General features: G+C 38.9%; 20 protein-coding genes. 8 read left to right on the forward strand and 12 right to left on the reverse strand.

Annotated features, from left to right (window positions below; translation table 11 throughout):
* Positions 1–20 precede the first annotated feature (20 nt).
* The 3 genes from SOI76_RS06455 to SOI76_RS06465 are packed head-to-tail and all read left to right on the forward strand — an operon-like array spanning position 21 to position 2,150.
* The gene (locus SOI76_RS06455) at positions 21–617 is read left to right on the forward strand and encodes an alpha-E domain-containing protein (RefSeq protein WP_057074515.1); all 597 of its coding nucleotides are present in this window, start codon (positions 21–23) and stop codon (positions 615–617) included.
* Positions 618–619: 2 nt separating this feature from the next.
* Entirely contained in the window at positions 620–1,399 is a 780-nt protein-coding gene (locus SOI76_RS06460) for a transglutaminase family protein (RefSeq protein WP_104078953.1), read from the forward strand.
* Positions 1,400–1,415: 16 nt separating this feature from the next.
* Complete coding sequence (locus SOI76_RS06465) at positions 1,416–2,150, forward strand: proteasome-type protease (protein ID WP_016140557.1); 735 nt, start codon at positions 1,416–1,418, stop codon at positions 2,148–2,150.
* A gap of 58 nt (positions 2,151–2,208) precedes the next feature.
* Here the strand turns inward: SOI76_RS06465 and alr are convergent, their stop codons facing one another.
* The 12 genes from alr to ppsA all read right to left on the reverse strand — a co-directional run bounded on the left by alr (position 2,209) and on the right by ppsA (position 14,629).
* Positions 2,209–3,279, reverse strand: a complete 1,071-nt coding sequence (gene alr / locus SOI76_RS06470; RefSeq protein ID WP_104078952.1) for an alanine racemase — start codon at positions 3,277–3,279, stop codon at positions 2,209–2,211.
* A 32-nt stretch (positions 3,280–3,311) separates the two neighbouring features.
* A complete protein-coding gene (gene dnaB / locus SOI76_RS06475; protein ID WP_016140559.1) occupies positions 3,312–4,757 on the reverse strand; it encodes a replicative DNA helicase in 1,446 nt (481 codons plus the stop codon).
* 197 nt (positions 4,758–4,954) lie between these two features.
* A complete protein-coding gene (gene rplI / locus SOI76_RS06480; RefSeq protein ID WP_000382591.1) occupies positions 4,955–5,401 on the reverse strand; it encodes a 50S ribosomal protein L9 in 447 nt (148 codons plus the stop codon).
* An 8-nt stretch (positions 5,402–5,409) separates the two neighbouring features.
* The gene (rpsR, locus tag SOI76_RS06485) at positions 5,410–5,637 is read right to left on the reverse strand and encodes a 30S ribosomal protein S18 (protein WP_000090661.1); all 228 of its coding nucleotides are present in this window, start codon (positions 5,635–5,637) and stop codon (positions 5,410–5,412) included.
* 11 nt (positions 5,638–5,648) lie between these two features.
* A complete protein-coding gene (rpsF, locus tag SOI76_RS06490) occupies positions 5,649–6,032 on the reverse strand; it encodes a 30S ribosomal protein S6 (protein WP_002119610.1) in 384 nt (127 codons plus the stop codon).
* Positions 6,033–6,214: 182 nt separating this feature from the next.
* Entirely contained in the window at positions 6,215–7,093 is an 879-nt protein-coding gene (cyoE, locus tag SOI76_RS06495; protein ID WP_104078951.1) for a heme o synthase, read from the reverse strand.
* A 10-nt stretch (positions 7,094–7,103) separates the two neighbouring features.
* On the reverse strand, positions 7,104–7,433 hold the full coding sequence (cyoD, locus tag SOI76_RS06500; RefSeq protein ID WP_016140561.1) for a cytochrome o ubiquinol oxidase subunit IV: 330 nt from the start codon (positions 7,431–7,433) through the stop codon (positions 7,104–7,106).
* On the reverse strand, positions 7,433–8,053 hold the full coding sequence (gene cyoC / locus SOI76_RS06505) for a cytochrome o ubiquinol oxidase subunit III (protein WP_016140562.1): 621 nt from the start codon (positions 8,051–8,053) through the stop codon (positions 7,433–7,435). Before cyoC ends, cyoD begins: the two co-directional genes overlap by 1 nt.
* A 4-nt stretch (positions 8,054–8,057) precedes the next feature.
* Positions 8,058–10,049 (reverse strand): cytochrome o ubiquinol oxidase subunit I, encoded by a 1,992-nt coding sequence (cyoB, locus tag SOI76_RS06510; protein ID WP_005068497.1) that lies wholly within the window; start codon positions 10,047–10,049, stop codon positions 8,058–8,060.
* 3 nt (positions 10,050–10,052) lie between these two features.
* Entirely contained in the window at positions 10,053–11,105 is a 1,053-nt protein-coding gene (gene cyoA / locus SOI76_RS06515; RefSeq protein WP_016140564.1) for a ubiquinol oxidase subunit II, read from the reverse strand.
* A gap of 316 nt (positions 11,106–11,421) precedes the next feature.
* Positions 11,422–12,177, reverse strand: coding sequence for an RDD family protein (locus tag SOI76_RS06520; RefSeq protein WP_104078950.1), 756 nt, complete (start codon positions 12,175–12,177; stop codon positions 11,422–11,424).
* A gap of 64 nt (positions 12,178–12,241) precedes the next feature.
* Positions 12,242–14,629: a phosphoenolpyruvate synthase gene (gene ppsA, locus SOI76_RS06525; protein ID WP_171073827.1), complete on the reverse strand. Its 2,388-nt coding sequence runs from the start codon at positions 14,627–14,629 to the stop codon at positions 12,242–12,244.
* Between the two features lie 147 nt (positions 14,630–14,776).
* Between ppsA and SOI76_RS06530 the strand changes: the two genes are divergently transcribed.
* The 5 genes from SOI76_RS06530 (at position 14,777) to pgaD (ending at position 21,969) form a co-directional block, all read left to right on the forward strand.
* The gene (locus SOI76_RS06530; RefSeq protein ID WP_002119749.1) at positions 14,777–15,613 is read left to right on the forward strand and encodes a pyruvate, water dikinase regulatory protein; all 837 of its coding nucleotides are present in this window, start codon (positions 14,777–14,779) and stop codon (positions 15,611–15,613) included.
* A gap of 389 nt (positions 15,614–16,002) precedes the next feature.
* Positions 16,003–18,441: a poly-beta-1,6 N-acetyl-D-glucosamine export porin PgaA gene (gene pgaA, locus SOI76_RS06535; RefSeq protein ID WP_104078949.1), complete on the forward strand. Its 2,439-nt coding sequence runs from the start codon at positions 16,003–16,005 to the stop codon at positions 18,439–18,441.
* Positions 18,441–20,267 (forward strand): poly-beta-1,6-N-acetyl-D-glucosamine N-deacetylase PgaB, encoded by a 1,827-nt coding sequence (pgaB, locus tag SOI76_RS06540; RefSeq protein WP_104078948.1) that lies wholly within the window; start codon positions 18,441–18,443, stop codon positions 20,265–20,267. Before pgaA ends, pgaB begins: the two co-directional genes overlap by 1 nt.
* The gene (gene pgaC, locus SOI76_RS06545) at positions 20,267–21,514 is read left to right on the forward strand and encodes a poly-beta-1,6-N-acetyl-D-glucosamine synthase (protein WP_104078947.1); all 1,248 of its coding nucleotides are present in this window, start codon (positions 20,267–20,269) and stop codon (positions 21,512–21,514) included. The genes pgaB and pgaC overlap by 1 nt, the downstream gene beginning before the upstream one ends.
* Positions 21,511–21,969: a poly-beta-1,6-N-acetyl-D-glucosamine biosynthesis protein PgaD gene (gene pgaD, locus SOI76_RS06550; protein ID WP_005073598.1), complete on the forward strand. Its 459-nt coding sequence runs from the start codon at positions 21,511–21,513 to the stop codon at positions 21,967–21,969. The genes pgaC and pgaD overlap by 4 nt, the downstream gene beginning before the upstream one ends.

The following is a 21,969-nucleotide window of genomic DNA, read 5'->3' on the forward strand; positions in this document are numbered from 1 at the left end:
GTGGGTTAAAGAGGAACTTTATGGTTTTACTCAATTCGAGTGCGCATCAAATATATTGGTTGGGTCGATATTTGATGCGAGTTAAATTTGCAGCCTCTCATTTACCCTTTACAGAAGATGAGAAAGCAACAAGATTTGCAGCAGCATTTGGTTTGGTGATAGAAAATGCTGAATTACTAAATCACTATATGTTAGACAAGAAGCAAACATTTTCATTACTGAACCAGCTCATTATTGCTAAAGATAATATTCAGGAACTAAGAGGTATTTTGTCATCACATGCTTATGCAGAATTAAATAATGTGATTAATACGCTTCAAGCTCAACCTGATGCATTGAGTAAAGCAGTCGAACAATGCACGCAAATACTAGAAGCGGAACATGAAGACGTTCGTTTATTTTTGCATTTAGGCCAAAAAATAGAGCAATTTGATATAGAACTGCGTTTTGGAGAAGATTTATCTGTTCTCATATCAGAGCTAGATATAGTGGTGCAACAGCTCGCTAATTTGAATTGGGAAAATATAAATGAAAATTGGCAAGCGCTAAAGCAGCAACTTACGTGGGACGCTTACTATACTTTTACACAGCAGTTGGAAAATATGTTTGAGGGCTGATTATGAAATTGATGGTTAATCATCAAACGCATTATAGCTATACTGAAACTGCTCGAAATAGCATTCAGTATATTAAAATGATGCCTCAAACATCGGCTCATCAACATGTTATGAATTGGGCAATTAGTGTGCCAGGCGATAAAACCATCAAAAGAGATATATTTAATAATGTATGGATGACGGCTAGTCAGCGTTATTCATACCAACATCTAACTTTCATGGCTCAAGGAATTGTTGAGCTTCAGAATGTGGAAATGGGTTGTGTAAATCTCTCTACACCTACTAATTTGTTTTTACAGATGACAGGTGCAACCCGATGTGATACGGAAATGTTGGACTTTGCAAAAAATATTGTGGTGACTAAAGACCGACAACATATTGCATTATTAAGTGAATATATCTTACAGAAAATACTTTATCAGCCTGAAAGTACTTCGGTTCAGACAACTGCGATCGAAGCATTTCATGCTGGACAAGGTGTATGCCAAGATCATGCGCACATTTTAATTGCGATGTGCCGTGCGTTACAATTACCTGCACGTTACGTCTCGGGTTATCTATTTGATCAAAACTATCCGCACCTTGCCAGTCACGCTTGGGCGGAAGTATTTTTAGAAAATCAATGGTATTGTTTTGATGTAAGCAATCAGTTGTTTACACCCAAACATCATATTTACCTTGCTGTAGGACGTGACTATCTCGATGTAGCACCTATTCGTGGTGTAAGAGAGCAAGGTGGAGTTGAGAACATGATGTCTGTGGTTCAAGTGTTGGCATGTTGAATGTAAAGAGAATGAGATGACCTATTGTTGTGCGCTAAGATTGGAACAGGGTTTAGTGTTTATCAGTGACACAAGAACCAATGCAGGGGTTGACCATATTTCTGTGTTCCGAAAATTGCATACTTTCGGCGTTACCGGAGAGCGCTTTATGGCGTTGCAAACAGCAGGCAACTTAGCAACAACACAAGCTGTTATAGGTCATTTGCAAAATGCGCTTACTTTGCAGCAAGAGCCTAATTTGTATAGTGTTAATACGATGTTTGAGGCAGCCGAACTGATAGGAAAAACTTTAAAAGCTGTTTTAGAGGATATTAGTTCAGACACTCAAGAACAAATGAATTACGCCTGTAGTATTTTAGTTGGTGGACAGATTAAAGGTGGTGACATGCAGCTTTATAATGTCTATCCACAAGGCAATTTTATTTGTGCGACGACAGATACACCTTATTTTCAAATTGGTGAAAGTAAATATGGCAAACCGATTCTAGATCGAGCTTTATATTATGCAATGCCATTAGATGATGCATTACGTTGTAGCCTGATTTCTTTTGACTCAACTTTACGTTCAAATGTATCTGTTGGCTTACCACTTGATGCATTGATTTATAAGAAAGATAGTTTTGTTATTCCGATGGGAAAACGAATTACAGAAGATGATCCCTATTTTTCACAAATTAGTCGGCAATGGTCAGATACTCTACGTCGCGGTTTACAAGAAATGCCAAAACCAACAGATGATTACTGGCGATAAGATATTGAATTTTTAAATAAAAAATCCAAGCAAGCTTGGATTTTTTATATTTTATTATTTAATTGCTTTTACGAGTAGGGCGATTACTTAGGCGGCAGAGTAATTCATAACCTATCGTTCCGTTTGCATCCGCAACATCATCAACGGGGCGGTATGAGCCCCAGAGTTCAACTGGTGTCCCTAATTTCACTTGCAGACCTGTTACGTCAATTGCAAGCATATCCATACTCACTCGCCCTACAACTGCGCAGAGCTGTTTATCAATAGCGACATAGTTTTGTTTAATATAAGCGCGTGGATAACCATCACCATACCCTATAGAAACAATGGCGATATCCATGGCTTGCTTTGCGCAGAAAGTAGAACCATAGCCGACATGTTCATCAGATTGAATATGGTTTAGGGCAATGACTTCTGCTGAAAAAGTCATTACTGGTTTTAAGTCAAGATTATGGACTGTTTGATCCCCAAAAGGTGAAGCACCGTAAAGCATAATACCCGGGCGAACATAATCAAAATGTAATTCTGGCCATTTATAAATAGCAGCAGAGTTACAGCAAGATGCTAAAACTGGATCACAAGCTTGTTTAACTTGTAAAAATTGTTGCTTTTGTTGTTCGTTAAGCGGGTGGTCTACATCTGCATTTGCGAAGTGCATCGCCAGCACACAGGTAAATCCTTCGGCTTTTAAAGTTTTAATAACTTCAATAATTTCAGTAACTTTAAAGCCTAAACGGTTCATGCCGCTATTAAGCTTAACCCAGACTTTTAAGCCTTGAGTAATGTAGGATTGTTTGTGTTTAATTAACCATTCAAATTGTTGTTGATGGTGAATCACACATTCAAATTTTTGTTCAACTGCAATTGGCATTTCATCTTCAGAAAATACCCCTTCAATTAAAGTAACAGGTTGTTGAAATCCGAGTTCACGAATTTCTAAACCTTCTTGTAGGCAGGCGACACCAAAGGCATCTGAGGCATTTAAGGCTGCTAAACAGTCTTTGATTCCATGTCCATAAGCATTAGCTTTCACCATACTTACAATTTTTGAATTTGTTGCGAGTTGTTTGACACGGTTTAAATTATATTGAAGTGCATTGCGATCAATATAAACTGTTGCTTGGCGCACCCTCATTTACTCCTTTGGGCTAGAGATAGAGTTTATTCTTCATCATCATATTGGCTGTAATACTCAGGAGAGAGATTACTAAATCGAGTATATTGACCTTCAAAGGCAAGACGGACTGAACCAATTGGACCGTTACGTTGCTTACCAATAATAATTTCTGCAGTGCCGGCTTCTTTCGATTCTTTGTTATAAACCTCATCACGGTAAATAAACATAATTAAGTCGGCATCCTGCTCGATCGCACCGGATTCACGTAAGTCAGACATTACAGGGCGTTTATTTGGACGGTTTTCCAGACTTCGGTTAAGCTGGGAAAGTGCGATAACAGGACATTGCATTTCTTTCGCTAGTGCTTTTAAGCTACGAGAAATTTCTGAAATCTCGCCTACACGGTTATCACCCATACCTGGAACTTTCATAAGCTGCAAGTAATCGACCATAATGCAACCAATTTTACCATCATGCATTTTGGCAACGCGGCGGGCACGGGCACGGAGTTCAGTTGGAGGTAGAGCAGATGAGTCATCAATATACAAATGCATTTGCTGAAGCTGCAAAATTGTACCAGTTACCTTGGTCCATTCATCTGCATCGAGGTTACCAGAGCGTAAATGTCCTTGATGAACTTTACCCATTGCAGAAATAAGACGCATCGCAATCGAGTCTGCTGGCATCTCCATCGAAAATACTAGGGCAGGTAGTTTGTTATATTGCAAAACACTTTCAACCAAATTCATGGCAAAGGTAGTTTTACCCATCGATGGACGTGCAGCAACAATAATTAAGTCACCAGGTTGCATACCCGATGTTTTATTATCAAGTTCTAAGAAACCTGTAGTTAAACCTGTAATATTGCCGTCTAATTTTGAAAGCTCGTCTAGCTTACTAATAACGTCTGCGGTAACAGAACTAATAGATTTAGGACCTGCATCTTTTTTATTATTATTGTGTTGTTCTGCTAAAGAGAAAATACTTGTTTCAGCTAAGTCTAAAATTTCACTAACACCACGACCTTTTGTGTCATAAGCATTTTGTAAGATTTCAGTACTAACTTTAATCATGCTACGAAGCGTAGAAAATTCTTTAATTTTAGTGGCATAGGTTTCTAAGTTGTAGAAACTTGATGGTGAATCAGCCATGAGCTGCATTAAATATTCTTCGCCACCAATAGCATCAAGTAAATTTTGTTTTAGAAGCCAGTCACTTACTAAGACAGCATCATAGGGTGAGTTTTCTTGTGCTAATTTCTCGATTGCACGAAAAATATATTTATGACGAGTCGCGTAAAAATCATTTTCTTTTAGTACATCGTTGACTTGCTCAAAGGATTCGGCAACTGTCATCAAAGCAGCCAGAACAGCCTGCTCAATGGCTAAATTGTGTGGGGGAGTGCGAAACTCTTTAAGTTGGCCTGATTCACTCGTTTTATTTTCTATTGGAGATGAAAGCGCTAAAGAAGTGGCATTCGCCTGAGACATAATTAGACCTGATGATAAAGAAGGGTGTACACAACGAGGCTGTAAAGCCGAGAACTATCTTAAAACAAAATTAAATAAACTACCTAATTAAAAAACCAATTAAACTAAAGAACTGATCAGGAATTAATATATCTTATTTTAAAATTTGAAACATAAAAAAAGAGCATGCAAAAGCATGCTCTTTTTTTGATGAGAAATTACTCAGATACGATAGTAACGAGAACTTCTGCAACAACATCATGGTGCAATTGAATTGCGATGTTGAATTCACCAGTGTGACGAAGCGCACCATTTGGTAAACGAACTTCTGCACGGTCAACTGTAAGACCAGCATTCGTTAATGCGTCAGCGATGTCACGAGTACCGATAGAACCGAACAGTTTACCTTCGTCACCAGCTTTAGCAGTGATAACGATATTAACTTCGTTCAATTGTTCAGCACGTGCTTGAGCAGCAGCTAAAACTTCAGCTTCTTGCTTCTCAAGTTCAGCACGACGAGCTTCAAAAGCAGCAGTGTTAGCTTCAGTAGCAGCAACTGCTTTACCTTGAGGGATAAGGAAGTTACGGCCGTAACCAGCTTTAACTGATACTTTATCGCCTAATTTACCAAGGTTCTTAATGCGTTGTAATAAGATAACGTCCACAGATCACCTCACTTATGGTTGTCAGTGTACGGAATCAAAGACAAATAGCGAGCTTGTTTGATAGCAAGTGCTAATTGACGTTGATAACGAGCTTTAGTACCAGTGATACGGCTAGGAACAATCTTGCCGTTTTCAGTGATGTACTGTTTTAAAGTGTCGATATCTTTGTAGTCGATGTACGCAACATTCTCAGCTGTAAAGCGGCAGAACTTGCGACGACGGTAAAAACGTGCCATTGATGTTCTCCTTATTCAGCTTCTTGAGCAACTTGCTGTGCTTCTTCGCGTTGAGCTTTACGCGCACGCTTTTCTTCAGCACTCTTAGCAAGCAATGACTCTTCAGTGATTGCGTGTTCACGACGGATGATAAGGTTACGAATGATCGCGTCGTTATAACGGAATAATTCTTCTAACTCATCAAGCGTAGTTTGACCACATTCAACATTCATAAGAATGTAGTGCGCTTTGTGAATTTTGTTAATTGGGTAAGCCAATTGACGACGGCCCCAATCTTCTAAACGGTGAATTTGACCTTCAGCTTCTTTGATCTGAGAGATATAGCGTTCAACCATACCTACAACTTGATCGCTTTGGTCTGGGTGTACCAAAAGTACGATTTCGTAATGACGCATTGTCAGCTCCTTACGGTTTAAACAGCCCCTAATAAAAAAATTAGAAGCAAGGAGTCATAACTTTAATAAGTTATGTCGCAAAAATTGCGAAGGCTGAATTATAGGTAAAAGTTCGACTAAAAACAAATCTTTTGATCAGAAAAGTAAATCTTCTTTACTACAAAGAGGAAATCCTCTCTTGTTTAAAAGAGAGGAAGATTTGGAGCAGGGGATTGATAGGTAAAGCTAAAACTCAAACTTAACAGGGTAATTAATATGACCGAGTAGAGGAAAAAGCGTTTAGCCCAGAGTTGATCATTTTCGGCCTTAAATCCAATAACTGATAAATATAACCAATAGGCTGTTAAAGCATTAAAGGTAATTAAAAAGAATACATTGGTGTAGCCAAAACAATATAACCCATTCAAAACAGCTGCAAATAATAGAATATAGATTACACATTCAATTTTCGTACGATAAATAGAACGTGCTACAGGCAAAATTGGAATTCCTGCATTCTTGTAATCATCAAAACGATAAATTGCAATTGCCCAAGAGTGAGGCATTTGCCATAAAGCGTATGCTAAAAACAAAAGCAGGGCTGCCACATCAAATTGATGAGTTACTGCTGTATAACCAATAACAGGAGGGCTCGCTCCGGAGATGCTACCAATGACGGTTTGATGGATTGAGGTGCGTTTGGTCCACAAACTATAAAAACCGACATAGACAATGAAACCAATCATTGCAAACAAAAATGCATAACCATTTACACCGAACCACAAAATGCTAAAACCAATTACTCCAAGTACTAATGCATATATCAGCGCAACAGTAGGAGAGATTGTTTTTTTAACAAGTGCGCGGTTTTGGGTGCGCTGCATCTTTGTATCAATATCTTGATCGATAATGTTATTAACCACACACCCAGAAGCCACAACTAAAGTTGTCCCAAGTAGGGTGAGAAGTAATAATAAGATGTCTATAGAGCCTTGGGCGGCTAAGAAAAAGCCGCCCAAGGTGGTAATGAAATTACCGAAGAGAATTCCTGGTTTAGTCAGGAATAGATATTTTTTCAACATGACAATCAGTTTAGATCATCATATTGTAGTGAAGGTAATTCATAATCCACACAGAACCGATTAAAAGTACAGCGATACATAGGATTGTGTAGATGAATGCAATCATATTCCAACGTTGTTCAGATGATGTATTCATGTGTAAGAAGTACACAAGCTGTACAAGAACCTGAGCAACCGCAGTGATCGCAATCACAGTAACTAAAAGACCACGACTGAAACCACCCATCATCACCATCCCAAACGGGATGATGGTGAGGATAACAGAAAGGATAAATCCAACAGTGTATTGCTTAAAGTTACCGTGTGACGCACCAGCAGCATTATGCTCATGACTACTCATTAGAGAACTCCCAGTAAGTAAACGACGCTGAATACACAGATCCAAACGATGTCAAGGAAGTGCCAGAACAAGCTTAAGCAAGCAAGACGACGTGTATTCGGTAAAGTCAAACCTTTAGTTTTGATTTGATACATTAATACAAGCATCCATACTAAACCAGAAGTTACGTGGATACCGTGTGTACCAACCAAAGTAAAGAACGATGATAAGAATGCACTGTGAGTTGGACCATGACCTTCTTCTACAAGGTGATGGAATTCATAGAGTTCCATACCGATGAAGGTCGCACCAAAAAGGAATGTAATAAATAACCAAGTGATCACTTGATTTACATTCTTTTTATAAGATGCAAGTACAGCAAAACCGAAAGTTACCGATGAAATCAATAAGGCAAATGTTTCAGTTAACACGTAGCCTAATGATTCATGGAATAGGTCATATGCACTTGGAGTCCCTGCTGGAACATGACTGCTTAATACAGCGAACGCAATGAAGAGTGATCCGAAAAGAATCAAGTCACTCATCAAGTATGTCCAGAAACCAAAAACCGTTAAATCAGTATCATCATGTTCATGATGACCGTCATGGCCGTGGTTGTCGTGATGAAGTACTTCAGCCATTTCCTTAGTCCTTCTTCAAGTGTTTTTCAAGTAAAGCATAGCGTTCGTTTTCAATACGCTCAACTTCAGCAGCAGGAACGTAGTAGTCAACATTCTTAGTGAATGAGCTTACGATCAAGCTAACAACAGCTGCAACGAATGAAACAACAACGAGCCACCAAATATGCCAGATGAGTGCAAAGCCAAGAAGAGTAATGAACATTGCAATGACAAAACCAGCAGCACGATCAGTCGGCATGTGGATGTCTTCATATTTAGTGTTACGTGCGTATGCTACACCATTTTCTTTGTCAGTCCAGAAACGGTCAATACCGCTTGCATCTGGTTCATGCGCAAAGTTATAGAACGGAGCAGGGGAAGAGGTCGCCCATTCAAGCGTACGAGCATCCCATGGATCGCCAGTAAGGTCCATGTTGTCTTTACGTTGTAAGAAACCAACGATGATTTGCATTAAGAAACATGCAATACCAATCGCAACAAGAACAGCACCAAATAATGCAATCGCAAGGTACGGATCCCACTCAGGGTTGTCATATGTATTCAAACGACGAGTCATACCCATGAAACCAAGGATATAAAGTGGCATGAATGCAAAATAGAAACCGAAGAACCAGAACCAGAACGCAGCTTTACCCCATGCTTCATTGAGCTTCCAACCAAACATTTTTGGCCAGTAGTAAATGATGCCGGCAAACATACCGAACACCACACCACCGATAATTACGTTATGGAAGTGAGCGATCAAGAATAATGAGTTGTGTACCAAGAAGTCCGCAGGTGGAACAGCCATAAGTACACCAGTTAAACCACCGATACCGAATGTTACAAGGAAGCCAAGCGTCCATAACATTGGAGTAGTAAAGGTGATGCGACCTTTATACATGGTGAATAACCAAGAGAAGATTTTCACACCAGTAGGAATCGCAATAACCATGGTCATGATACCGAAGAACGCGTTAACGTTCGCACCAGCACCCATGGTGAAGAAGTGGTGAAGCCATACAACGAACGCAAGAACAGTAATCGCGATAGTTGCATACACCATAGACTTGTAACCGAACAACGCTTTACGAGAGAAGGTTGCAACGATTTCTGAGTATAGACCAAATGCTGGTAATACCAAGATATATACTTCAGGGTGACCCCATGTCCAGATCAAGTTCACATAAAGCATAGGGCTACCGCCAAGCTCATTTGTGAAGAAATGGAAGCCGAAGTAACGGTCAAGAGTAAGCATTGCAAGAGTACCTGTTAATACAGGGAACGATGCAATGATTAATACAGCCGTACAAAGTGAAGTCCACGTGAAAATAGGCATGTCCATTAATTTCATGCCAGGCGCACGCATTTTGATGATGGTAACGAAGAAGTTAACACCAGATAAAAGCGTACCTAGACCAGAAACCTGAAGTGCCCAGATATAGTAGTCGACACCTACACCAGGAGAATATTGAATGCCAGAAAGAGGAGGGTAAGCCATCCAACCAGTCGCAGCAAATTCACCTAATACAAGTGAAAGCATCATTAAACCAGCAGCGCCTGCGAATAACCAGAAGCTTAAAGAGTTTAATAATGGGAAAGCAACGTCGCGAGCACCAATCTGTAAAGGTACAGAGATGTTCATCATACCTACAACGAGGCCCATTGCTACGAAGAAGATCATGATTACACCGTGTGCGGTGAAGATCTGGTCGTAGTGGTCAGGATGTAGATAACCTTCGCCGCCACCTTTAGCGAGGAAAAGTTGTAAACGCATCATGATCGCATCGGCGAAACCACGCAGAAGCATAACAACAGATACGATGATATACATGATACCAATCTTTTTGTGGTCTACCGTAATAAACCACTCATTCCACAAATATCCCCATTTTTTGAAATAGGTGATACCGCCAAGCACTGCAATTGCACCAATTGCCATAAGGACCATGGTGACAAGTACGATTGGCTCTGTCGGGATAGAGTCCCAACCCAGTTTACCAAAAATCATATCCATGTCTTATTCCCCTTGAGCAGCGTGTTCAGCTGCAGCATGAGTGTCAGCTGTTGCGTGTTCAGCAGAGTGGTCAACACCATGATAGTTACTCATATAGTGGTTGATAATTGTTTCAAACAATTTTGGTTCAACTGAAGAGTAATAAGTCACAGGGTGTGGCTTAGTCGGGAACGGTTTCATAGCTTCAGCTTTAGCAAGCGCTTCTTGATCACCAGCAGCTTTAGCACGATTTACTAAATGCTCAATCTGATGCTTAGAGCGGTCACCATCACGTAAGGTTGCCAATTCAGCTTGGTCAAGCGTAGTTTTTTGAACTGCTTCTGGGTTAATGGTTGAACCATTACCTGCTTTAACCGCTGCTACCCATTCATTGAATTGTTGCTCTGTAACGCTATGCGCCTTGAAACGCATTTGAGAGAAACCGTAACCTGAGTAGTTAGAAGAGAAACCACGATATACACCAGTTTCATTTGCTAACAAATGAAGGTGAGTTTGCATACCTGCCATTGCATAAATCTGGCCGCCTAACTGTGGAATGAAGAATGAGTTCATTGTAAAGTTAGAAGTGATTTTAAAGCTTAACGGAGTTTTTTCAGGGAAACGTACTTCGTTAACTGTTGCAATGTTTTGTTCAGGATAAATAAAGATCCACTTAAACTGTTCAGCAACAACTTGAATAGTTAAAGGTGCTTTATCTGATTCTAAAGGACGGTATGGGTCATACTTGTGGGAACCCCACCAAGTTAACCAAGCTAAAATACCAATAATAATGACAGGGATACCCCATACTACAACTTCAATTGCAGTTGAGTGTGCCCATGTAGGTTTATAGTCTGCATCTTTATTTGACGCGCGATATTTCCAACCAAACCATAATGCCATGATGATTGAAGGAATCACCACAAGTAACATTAAATAGATCGCAGTCATCATAAGGTCACTTTGACCTTGACCAACTGGACCTTTAGAGTTTAGAAGTACCATATCACCACCACACCCAGTCAAAAGTGCAGCAAGCGTTGATAAAGACAATACAGCTAAAATCGTTTGTCTCATTTTACAACCTCGGTGAAGAGTCCCATTCCCTAATTAAATATGGGATAGCGATTAAAGTGTCGCATGATTGAGAACGCTAATTCTAAAATTTAGACTTCTCAATTATATGACACCGCTACGTTGTAGGGCATTATGCCTCATATCGACAAACTAAGCTATACATAAAGTAGGCTGAAATAATTGTTTTAAAACCCGATTTTTTTTGTAGGGTATCTAATTTCAAAAGAGCTTTTATTTAAATATCAACTCTCTATAGAAAAAAGGAGGCGGGGTGCCTCCTCTTTTTTTAGACATTAAATGAATGAGTCATTCACTATCATTTGATCACTTTTGTTCTTGCAATTTTGTCATGTAAAGCTTGTCGCTTTTGTCCTAATGCAAAAGCGTAGTCAATAATTGTACTGATCGGCATAAACAGTAAGTTTAATATGATAAAAACAATACTTCTTAATAAGAAGATGCGAGTTAAATTAACCTTGCTATTGTCCTCAGCATCTACAATTTTAATTCCAACGATTTTCTTACCTATACTTTGCCCAAACTTTGTTAAAAGGATGGCTTGAATTGCAAGCATAATTACGACGTAAACAAGCATTGAATGCCAAGCTTCTATCGGAATTAAAGTAAAAAGTTGTTGTTGCAATTCTGCAGCTTTGGTCGATGCGACTTCGGTGGATTGCATTTGTTTTTGCAATTCGAATAGTTGCTTATATTGAGTTTCATTAAAGAAAAAAGAAGGAATTGCAGCGATTGGTAACCATAGCAATAAATCAATAATTTTTGCTAAAGCCCGAGCTGGAATAGATGCAAGTTCATGAACTTTAGCTTCTACACGAATTTGACGAATAGTTTCATTAGTTGAAGTATTCGTGCTTATTGGAGGTACAGAATAACCACTAGGTTGATATACAAGTTTACCTTGGGTTAATTCTCCTAAAGCTTTCCATTCTGTCATGCCTTCATGCCAAGCTAAATCAGTTAACAAAATTTGTTGGCTAGCCAACATTTGATTTACTTGTTCTAAAGTATAAGGCCCAGCTTGTTGATTATTACGTGCCAAGTAAATTTGCATAAATAAAAATTCTCTATTCTAAAGATGAAAAAAGACCCACGGATGGGCCTTTTTTTATAACTTATTAGATTTGCTTGATTTTTTCTTCAGCAAGGAAGAACCATGTATCTAAAACTGAGTCTGGGTTAAGAGAGACAGATTCAATACCTTGTTCCATTAACCATTTTGCAAGATCCGGATGGTCTGAAGGACCCTGGCCACAGATACCTACATATTTACCTGCTTTACGGCAGGCATGGATTGCCATTGAAAGAAGTGCTTTAACCGCTGCGTCACGTTCATCAAATAAATGTGAAACAATACCTGAGTCACGGTCAAGACCTAATGTTAACTGAGTTAAGTCATTAGAACCGATAGAGAAGCCATCAAAGTGTTCAAGGAATTGTTCAGCTAACAAGGCATTAGTTGGTAATTCACACATCATGATTACTTTTAAGCCATTTTCGCCACGTTTCAAGCCATTTTGTGCAAGTAATTCAATAACGCGTTTTGCTTCAGATACTGTGCGTACAAAAGGAATCATGATTTGAATGTTGGTAAGACCCATTTCATCACGAACTTTCTTAAGTGCACGGCATTCTAATTCGAAACAATCACGGAAGTTATCAGATACATAACGGCTAGCACCACGGAAACCGAGCATTGGGTTTTCTTCTTCAGGCTCGTATAACTTACCGCCAATTAAGTTTGCGTATTCGTTTGACTTGAAGTCAGACATACGAACGATCACTGGCTTGTCACCAAATGCAGCAGCAAGAGTTGCAATACCTTCAACTAATTTTTCAACATAGAAGTCTACAGGTGACGCATAACCTGCAGTACGCGTTAGAACCGCAGCGCGAGTTTCACGAGGTAGGCTGTCAATGTTGAGTAGGGCTTTAGGATGCACACCGATCATACGGTTAATAATGAACTCAAGACGAGCAAGACCAATACCTTCATTTGGAATTTGAGCAAAGTCAAATGCACGGTCAGGGTTACCTACGTTCATCATAATTTTGAACGAAAGTTTAGGCATAGATTCAATTGAGTTGCGTTGAACTTCGAAATCTAATGCACCTTCGTAAATGAAACCTGTATCACCTTCAGCACAAGAAACAGTTACTTCTTGACCGTCAGTTAATACTTCTGTTGCGTTACCGCAACCAACAATAGCTGGTACACCAAGTTCACGTGCAATAATTGCTGCGTGACATGTACGACCACCACGGTTAGTGATAATTGCAGCAGCACGTTTCATTACCGGTTCCCAGTCAGGATCGGTCATATCAGATACAAGAACGTCGCCTTCTTGAACTTTGTCCATTTCTTTAATTGAGTTAACAATACGGACTTTACCAGAACCAATACGTTGACCAATTGAACGGCCTTCACAAAGAACAGTACCTCTTTGTTTGAGAAGGTAGCGTTCCATAGTGCCTACATTTTGGCGGCTTTTTACAGTTTCAGGACGAGCTTGAACAATATAAATTTGACCGTCATCACCGTCTTTTGCCCATTCGATGTCCATTGGTGCACCGTAATGTTGTTCGATGATAAGCGCTTGTTTTGCAAGCTCTTGTAGTTCATGGTCATTTAAAGCGAATTGTTGGCGATCTTGTTTCTCAACATCAACAACAACAACAGATTTACCCGCAGAACCTTCTTCACCATAAATCATTTTTTGGTGTTTAGAGCCAAGATTGCGGCGTAAAACAGAATGTCTACCAGCATTTAATAATGGCTTAGATAAGTAAAATTCATCAGGGTTAACCGCACCTTGTACAACCATTTCACCTAAACCGTAAGATGCTGTAATAAATACAACATCACGGAAACCAGATTCTGTATCAAGTGTAAACATTACACCCGCAGCGCCAGTTTCAGAACGAACCATGCGTTGTACACCTGCAGACAATGCCACAACATCATGATCGAAGCCTTGGTGTACACGGTAAGAAATTGCACGGTCATTATATAAAGAAGCGAATACTTCTTTGATCGCAATAAGTACGTTATCAATACCGCGAATGTTCAAGAAAGTTTCTTGTTGACCCGCGAAAGATGCATCTGGTAAATCTTCAGCAGTTGCAGATGAACGAACGGCAACCGCGATATCAGGGTTGCCGTTAGAAAGTGCTGTAAAAGCGGCGCGAATTTCTTGTTCTAAGGTTGCAGTGAGTGGAGTCTCTACAATCCATTGACGAATTTTAGCGCCTGTTTCTGCAAGAGCATTTACGTCATCAACGTTGAGTTGAGCAAGTTCTGCTTGAATTCGAGCGTTAAGACCACTTTGGTCTAAGAACTCACGATAGGCAGCAGCAGTAGTTGCAAAGCCACCCGGTACCGATACACCAGCATTTGATAAATGGCTGATCATTTCACCCAAAGATGAGTTTTTCCCACCTACGAGTTCGACATCGTGTTTCCCTAATTTTTCTAGACCGATTACGCGCGCTTCCAAAGTTTTCACTCCACTTTTGCAGTATTAATGTCTATCTTGGCATGAAATTATAAAAATAAAGTGCTTAGTTGAGAATTATACTAAGCGACAGTCATGTAAGATCAGTTTACTATAAAGATTATATAGCACTAAGACAAATGTTTAAGGAGAATTTTAATGTCAGAAAGTAAACAATTTAAGCGGAGTGTTTTTTTTATTTCTGATGGAACTGCAATTACTGCCGAGACTCTTGGACATTCGTTATTAGCACAATTTCCCAATGTAGATTTTGATATTCACATCATGCCGTATATTACAACTGAAGAGGCGGCAATGGATGTGGTGGTTGAGATTAATCGGTGCCAAACCAAAGATGGTTGTCTACCTTTAGTATTTGATACTTTAGTCGATCCGCATGTGCGAGAGATTATTAATACAGCTAAAGCGGTTAATCTGGACGTGTTTGAAGGTTTAATTAGTAAACTTGAACAAGAGCTTGGGACACCACCAACAACATTGGTCGGACAGACCCATGCGGTAACCGATTCTGAATATTATAAAGCCCGTATCGATGCTGTTCATTTTGCGCTTGATAATGATGATGGAGCGCGTACTCGTCATTATGATAAAGCAGATTTAATCTTAATTGGAGTTTCCCGTTCGGGTAAAACGCCAACTTCTATTTACTTATCTCTTCAATTTGGTATTCGTGTTGCAAACTATCCATTAACTGAAGAAGATTTGGATGATAACCGTTTACCAGCAGTATTAAGAGCTCATCGTAGTAAGTTATTTGGTTTAATGATTGATGCTGAGCGTTTGGTCGCAATTCGTAGTGAACGTAAAGCGAATAGCCGTTATGCAAGTTTTAGCCAATGCCAAATGGAGCTAAGAGCAATTGAAGGGATTTATATTTCAGAAGGCATTAAATATTTAAATGTGACTGAAATGTCAATTGAAGAGATTTCAACACGTATTTTACAGATGACAGGATTAAAACGTCGTATTGGTTAATTTAATCAAATATTTATTTTAACCATTCAATTTTTTTATATTAATTTATAAAATAAGTTGAATGGTTATTTACTCTATATCCTAGAAAGAAAAATAAAAGTTTTATATATAAAACTAAATATTATTAAATAGTTCTTATTGGTTATAAACCCGTAGTTTTTTGAAACTCATTTGTAAATTTAAATAATACTATTGAAAAGAAATGTATGTGTTTTATTACGCTGGAAAATAGTAATTATTTAATTTTTCTAAATATTTTAGAAAATCATCCATAGAAAATCCATAATTTATAAAATGTTAAATAGATCACAATTTTTTGATGTTATGTGATTGGTTTTTGATTTTAATTATACTTTCCCACCTCGATATGGGACTATCCGATTATCAAAATGCTAAAAAAATGTGTTTTTTCATTGGTATATATCTTGCCTCTTAATTTATATGCTGCTCAAGTAGATGAATTGCGAGAGCAAGCTATTCACACTTACAAATCTGGGCAAACTCAACAAGCAATATTGCAATTAGAGCAATTGCTAAATAAGTACCCGCATGACCAAAAATTACTAGCTGATTATTTAGTTGTCATGTCAAGTGAAAAAAGAGATTTATTAACCTTTTCTCAGCATTTAGCAAATGTTAATTATGTGACTTTTCCAGAATATGGGCAACTACCGTTAATACGTAATTTTCGTGATTTTAAACACTTTAAAGATGCAATTGAGTGGTCGAATAAATTTAATATTCAAAAGACATCTGATGGGCAGATTTTATTAGCGGTTCTATATGCTGAGGCTAAAGACCCTGTAAATGCTAAGGTGCATTTATCTGGTATTAAGAGTAAAAATCTTACAGCTGATCAATTTGTTCAAATTGCTTATGCGTATCGACTCATCAATTCACCTGTAGATGCTTTAGCTGCAATCGAGCAAGCTTATCAAAAGCAACCAAAGTCTTTTGCAGTTTTGCAAGAATATACTTACGACTTAGCCGCTGTAGGCGCTTATAAAAAAGCTCAGCAGTTATTGCTTGCCAGCGATAAAAATGCGCAAACAGAATCGTTACAACATTGGTTACAGGTCAGCGAGTTTTCTCAACGTGTAAATAACGCAATTACTCGCTATAAATATTTGAATCGGGAAGGCATGTCGGATAGTGAAGGCTTTGCCGAGCTTGATGCTGTGTTGAAACAAGGTGAGCAAATACAGCCTTTGATTCAACCGTCAGACCCTAATTATTTAAGATTTCATTATGACTATTTGTATGCTTTGGACTTTCGTGGGCGTAGCCGTACTGTATTAGATGAATTTACTAAATTAAATGTACCGTTAGAAAAGCTACCGGCTTATGTTCGTCATGCGATCGCTGATAGTTATTTAGCTGAAAGACAACCGAAGCAGGCTGAACTCGCTTTTAAAACCTTACTTACCGAAAAAAACTACTCAGATATGACGGTATATACAGGGCTTTATTATTCTTATATTGAACAAGAAAAATATAAACAAGCTGAACAACTTTTAAGTGAGGTTGATCGTTTAATCCCTACGTATAAATATAGCCAAGCCAAAGGAGTAGATAAATCAAGCCATCCTGATCGTGATGATTATATCGCTTTACAAGGCATGCATTTAGCTTATGCAAATCATTTGGGTCAATCAGAAAAGCATTTTCAGAAACAAGTAGATCTTGCACCTGCTAATGAAGGTTTAATTAACAACCTTGCTCGTGTTGAGCGCTGGAGAGATAAACCGTTACAGGCAAAGCAAACAATTGCTCGTTTAAATGGTTTAACACCCGTTGCGAAAGATACGCGTATTAACCAAATGCAAAATGCTCAGGCTTTAGGGGATATTCCTGAGTGGCGCAAAAGTACAGAAAGTCTTTTGCAATATTATCCTGAAGATAGCGGTGTAATTAAAAGTCGAAAAGAGTTGGATGATCGTGATAGAGCAACCATCTCGCACTCAACGACTTGGGGCCAGAGTAAAGCAGAAAATAGCGATTCTGTGAGTGGGCAAAATGGCTTAAAAGACCGAGAAATGGAAACTCGTATTAATAGCCCTTGGATTAAAGATAATTATCGTCTATTTGCTTGGCATCAAGATCGTTACGGTGAATACCGTTTTGGTGATGTGCATGACCAACGTTACGGTGTTGGTGCTGAGTGGCAAGCAAACCGTAAGGCATTGTCGGCAATTTTGTCGCAAAGTACAGATGGTGGCCAAGCAGGTGTTCGTCTTGATTGGTCGCAATGGTTAAACGACCACTGGCAATATCAATTGCAATATGACAGTCAGGCTAATATTCCATTACAAGCAATTGATGCTGGTGAGGATGGACAAGCTTACCGTGCTGCTTTGACATGGCAAAAAGATGAGTCACGCCAAATTGGAGCGAGCTATGGCTTAACCGATATAAGTGACGGTAATAAACAACAAGAATTTTCTACTTTTTGGCGTGAGCGATTATTTGATGCGCCTCACCATATTACTTACGGAACCGTTCGTGGATTTTATGGCAGCAATAGTCAGGATCAGACCGCTTACTTTAGCCCAAGCAATCATTACAGTGCCGAGTTGAATTTAAGCCATGACTGGGTCACTTGGCGAGAGTACGAACGCTCATTTAAACAGCATTTTGAAGCTGGAGTAGGGCTTTATAAACAAGCAGATTACTCAGCCCGACCAACATACTCTTTGCAATATCAACATCAATGGCAGCTCTCACGGACTTGGCAACTTAATTATGGAATTGGTTGGCAATACCATCCATATGATGGTCATGATGAACAACATACCTACGGTATTTTCGGATTTGAAGGGCGTTTTTAATGAATAATATGATGTCAAAAATGTTGAGCTGTGTGTTTGCCTCAACGTTATTACCCGTACAATTTGCCTATGCCCGCATTGAAACTGAACTACCAAAAAACCATACGGTTTCTTTAACTTTTCATGACGTGCGAGATGATGTGCTCAAGGAAGGTGACCGCGATGTTTATGCGATTCAGACCAATAATCTGGCACAGTTTCTCGATTGGCTTAGTCAGTCGGATTGGAAACCGATTCGTCTAAAAGACATTGAAGAGGCACGTAAGCAAGGTAAAGAATTACCTCATAACTCTATTCTACTGACCTTTGATGATGGTGCTTTAAGTAGCTATAGCCGAGTATTTCCTTTACTGAAGCAATATAAAATTCCAGCAGTTTTTGCTCTTCCAACAAGTTGGTTAAATGGTAATACAAAAGCGGGTTATGAAGCCTATGGTCAAGGTAACTTGGTGAACTGGGCTCAAGTTCGTGAAATGCAAGCATCTGGGTTAGCCGAGTTTGCAAGCCATAGCGATGATTTACATCATGGGGTATTAGCCAATCCTCAAGGCAATGAGCAACCTGCTGCGACTTCTTATTCTTATTTAAAATCGCAATCACGTTATGAAACCGATGCGGAATATCAACAACGTATTTTGCAGGATTTAAAAAAATCTTATGCAGTTTTGAAAAAAGAAGTAGGGGTTAATCCTAAAGCAATTATTTGGCCTTATGGCGCCGTGAATGAGCAGTTAGAGAAGCTGGCACAACAGGCTGGTTTTCAGTTCTCATTCAGTTTAGGACGTGATGGTATGAATCGCGTGAGTGACTTAACTTTTAAGCGTAGCTTAGTCATTGATAACCCTACAGCCGAACAACTAACAGAAGGCATGTTAAATATTCTGAATTTCGAAGAGTCAGATTTATTTAAGCAATCGCGTCATTTTGTGAGTATGGATTTAAAGCACTTAGCAGCGCAACAAAACTCTCAGACTGATGAAAAACTAGGGCAGTTGTTATCAAAACTGTATAGCTTAAAAAACAATGCTTTAATCTTAAAGCCTTTAGAAGACAAAGATGGAGATGGGCAATATGATGTTACCTATTTCCCTACAGATAAAATGTCTGTTCAACAAGATATTTTAAACCGTAGTTTATGGCAGGCTCAAACTCGTGCAGGCCAATCGGTAATATTAGAGTTGCCAGCTTATCCGCGAAAAGATAGACCATTTTTAACTATAGATTTGGCTAAAGATATTGCGCGTTTTAACAGTAATTTAAGTGGTGTTCAGCTTAATGCAGGATCATCTTTAAATTGCGCAATGCAAAAAATAACCGTGCAAGAAAGCAGTTGCATTGAACAATCAAAACAGCTAGAACAACTGAGTGAACTGACTAAAGAAGCGGTCAAACCTTATTTAAATATGAGTAATCAGGCACAGTTTAGTTTATTGCTTACACCTGATTTAGATCATGTGGAAAATCTACCTGAGCTTATAAAAACACTTTTAATGCAACATGACTTAGTCAATTTGAAGTTTGATGTGATTGGTAAGAAAAAACAATTTAATCAGTTGTTAACGCTCTTAAATACACTTGATCAAAATGATAAGCAAAGAATAATGCTGACTTTAGTATTACCAGAAAATTCGCAAAAAAATGCTTGGGAAGAGGTTCAGCAAGGGCTTTTTTCTATTCAGCGAGTAGGAATCCAGAAATTCGGTATTGATGGCTATGACTTTGAAAAATCAAAAGATGTTCATCAGTACTTATATAATCCGCTTAGTCTGAATGCTAGCCCTGTGATGTATCAGCCTTTTGCTGAATCAGTAGAGGGGAAAAAGTAATGAGAGTATTACTCGATATTCTATTTGCTTTTGCCTTTTTATATCCCTTACTGATGGCTTGGACATGGATGGTAGGGGGACTTTGGTTTTTCTTTAAAAGAGAATACCGCGAACAAGCGCTTCCTGAACCTACAGGTGAAGGATGCAGTATCATCATTCCGTGTTTTAACGAAGAAGCGCAAGTACGCCAAACAATTCGTTATGCGCTACAAACCAAATATCCTAATTTTGAAGTCATTGCTGTTAATGACGGAAGTAATGATAGGACCGCCGAAATTCTAGATGAATTGTCAGCGCAAGATTCACGACTTCGGGTTGTACACTTAGCAGAAAATCAGGGTAAGGCTGTAGCTTTAAGATCGGGAGTACTGGTTAGTAAATACGAATATCTTGTTTGTATCGATGGAGATGCGTTGTTGCATCCGCATGCGGTACTTTGGTTAATGCAACCATTTATTAACTTCCCGCGAATTGGGGCTGTAACGGGGAACCCACGAATTTTAAACCGATCTAGTATTTTAGGAAAATTACAAGTTGGTGAGTTTTCTTCGATTATTGGTTTGATTAAACGTGCACAACGTACATATGGTCGTATTTTTACCGTATCTGGTGTGATTGCAGCATTTCGTAAAACTGCACTCGCTCGAGTCGGGTTTTGGTCAGACGATAAAATTACCGAAGATATTGATATTTCATGGAAGTTACAGCTCGACCATTGGGATATTCAGTATATTCCACAAGCGCTTTGCTATATCTATATGCCTGAGACATTTAAAGGGTTATGGAAACAACGTCTTCGCTGGGCGCAAGGTGGAGTAGAGGTTCTTATAGAATATATTCCACAAATGTTCAAACTGCGTGTTCGAAGAATGTGGCCGGTCATGATTGAGGCGCTAGTCAGTATTATCTGGTCTTATGTGATGATCATGATCTTCACGTTATTTTTTGTGGGATTGTTTATTGAGCTGCCTCAGCAATGGCAGATCAAAACGCTTATGCCAAAGTGGTACGGTGTAATATTAGGCGGAACATGTTTGATCCAGTTTTTAGTGAGTTTGTGGATTGATCATCGTTATGACCGAGGGCGTTTTTTTAGGAATTACTTTTGGGTGATTTGGTACCCGTTGTTTTTCTGGTTACTGACTTTGTTTACAAGTGTTGTCGCGGTACCAAAAACTTTATTTAACACAAAAAAACGTGCCCGTTGGGTAAGTCCAGACCGAGGCTTCCGTGGAGATAACCCATGAAACTTGAGGAAAATAAGGATATAGAGACTTTAGATATCCCTGAATATATTGATCAGCCGGAATATGTCAAAAATAAAACAGCAAACTATACATTACAAACCATTGGCTGGATTTGTTTAATGTGGCTGCTTTTCCCATTGGTTTCACTGTTTTTATGGGTTTTTGAAGGTCACTTAATTTATGATTACGTCTGGGTAGACCACTTATCAGAAGTTAAGACCTTATTACATTTAGCATTAATGATCGGAATTAGCGCGCTTATTTTAATTTTATGGGCAAGTTATAACTGGATTAGGTTTAGTGGTGAGGACCGACGTGCTAAGGCACCTAATAGTTCTGTAGAATTATTAGCGGCCCAATTTTCAGTTACTTCCGACATGCTAAATGATTTGCAAGAAAAACAGCGCATCATTTTGCATTACGATGATCATGGTAATTTGCAAAAATATGAGTAA

It is taken from the genome of Acinetobacter pittii (assembly GCF_034064985.1).
Classification (GTDB): Bacteria; Pseudomonadota; Gammaproteobacteria; order Pseudomonadales; family Moraxellaceae; genus Acinetobacter; species Acinetobacter pittii_H.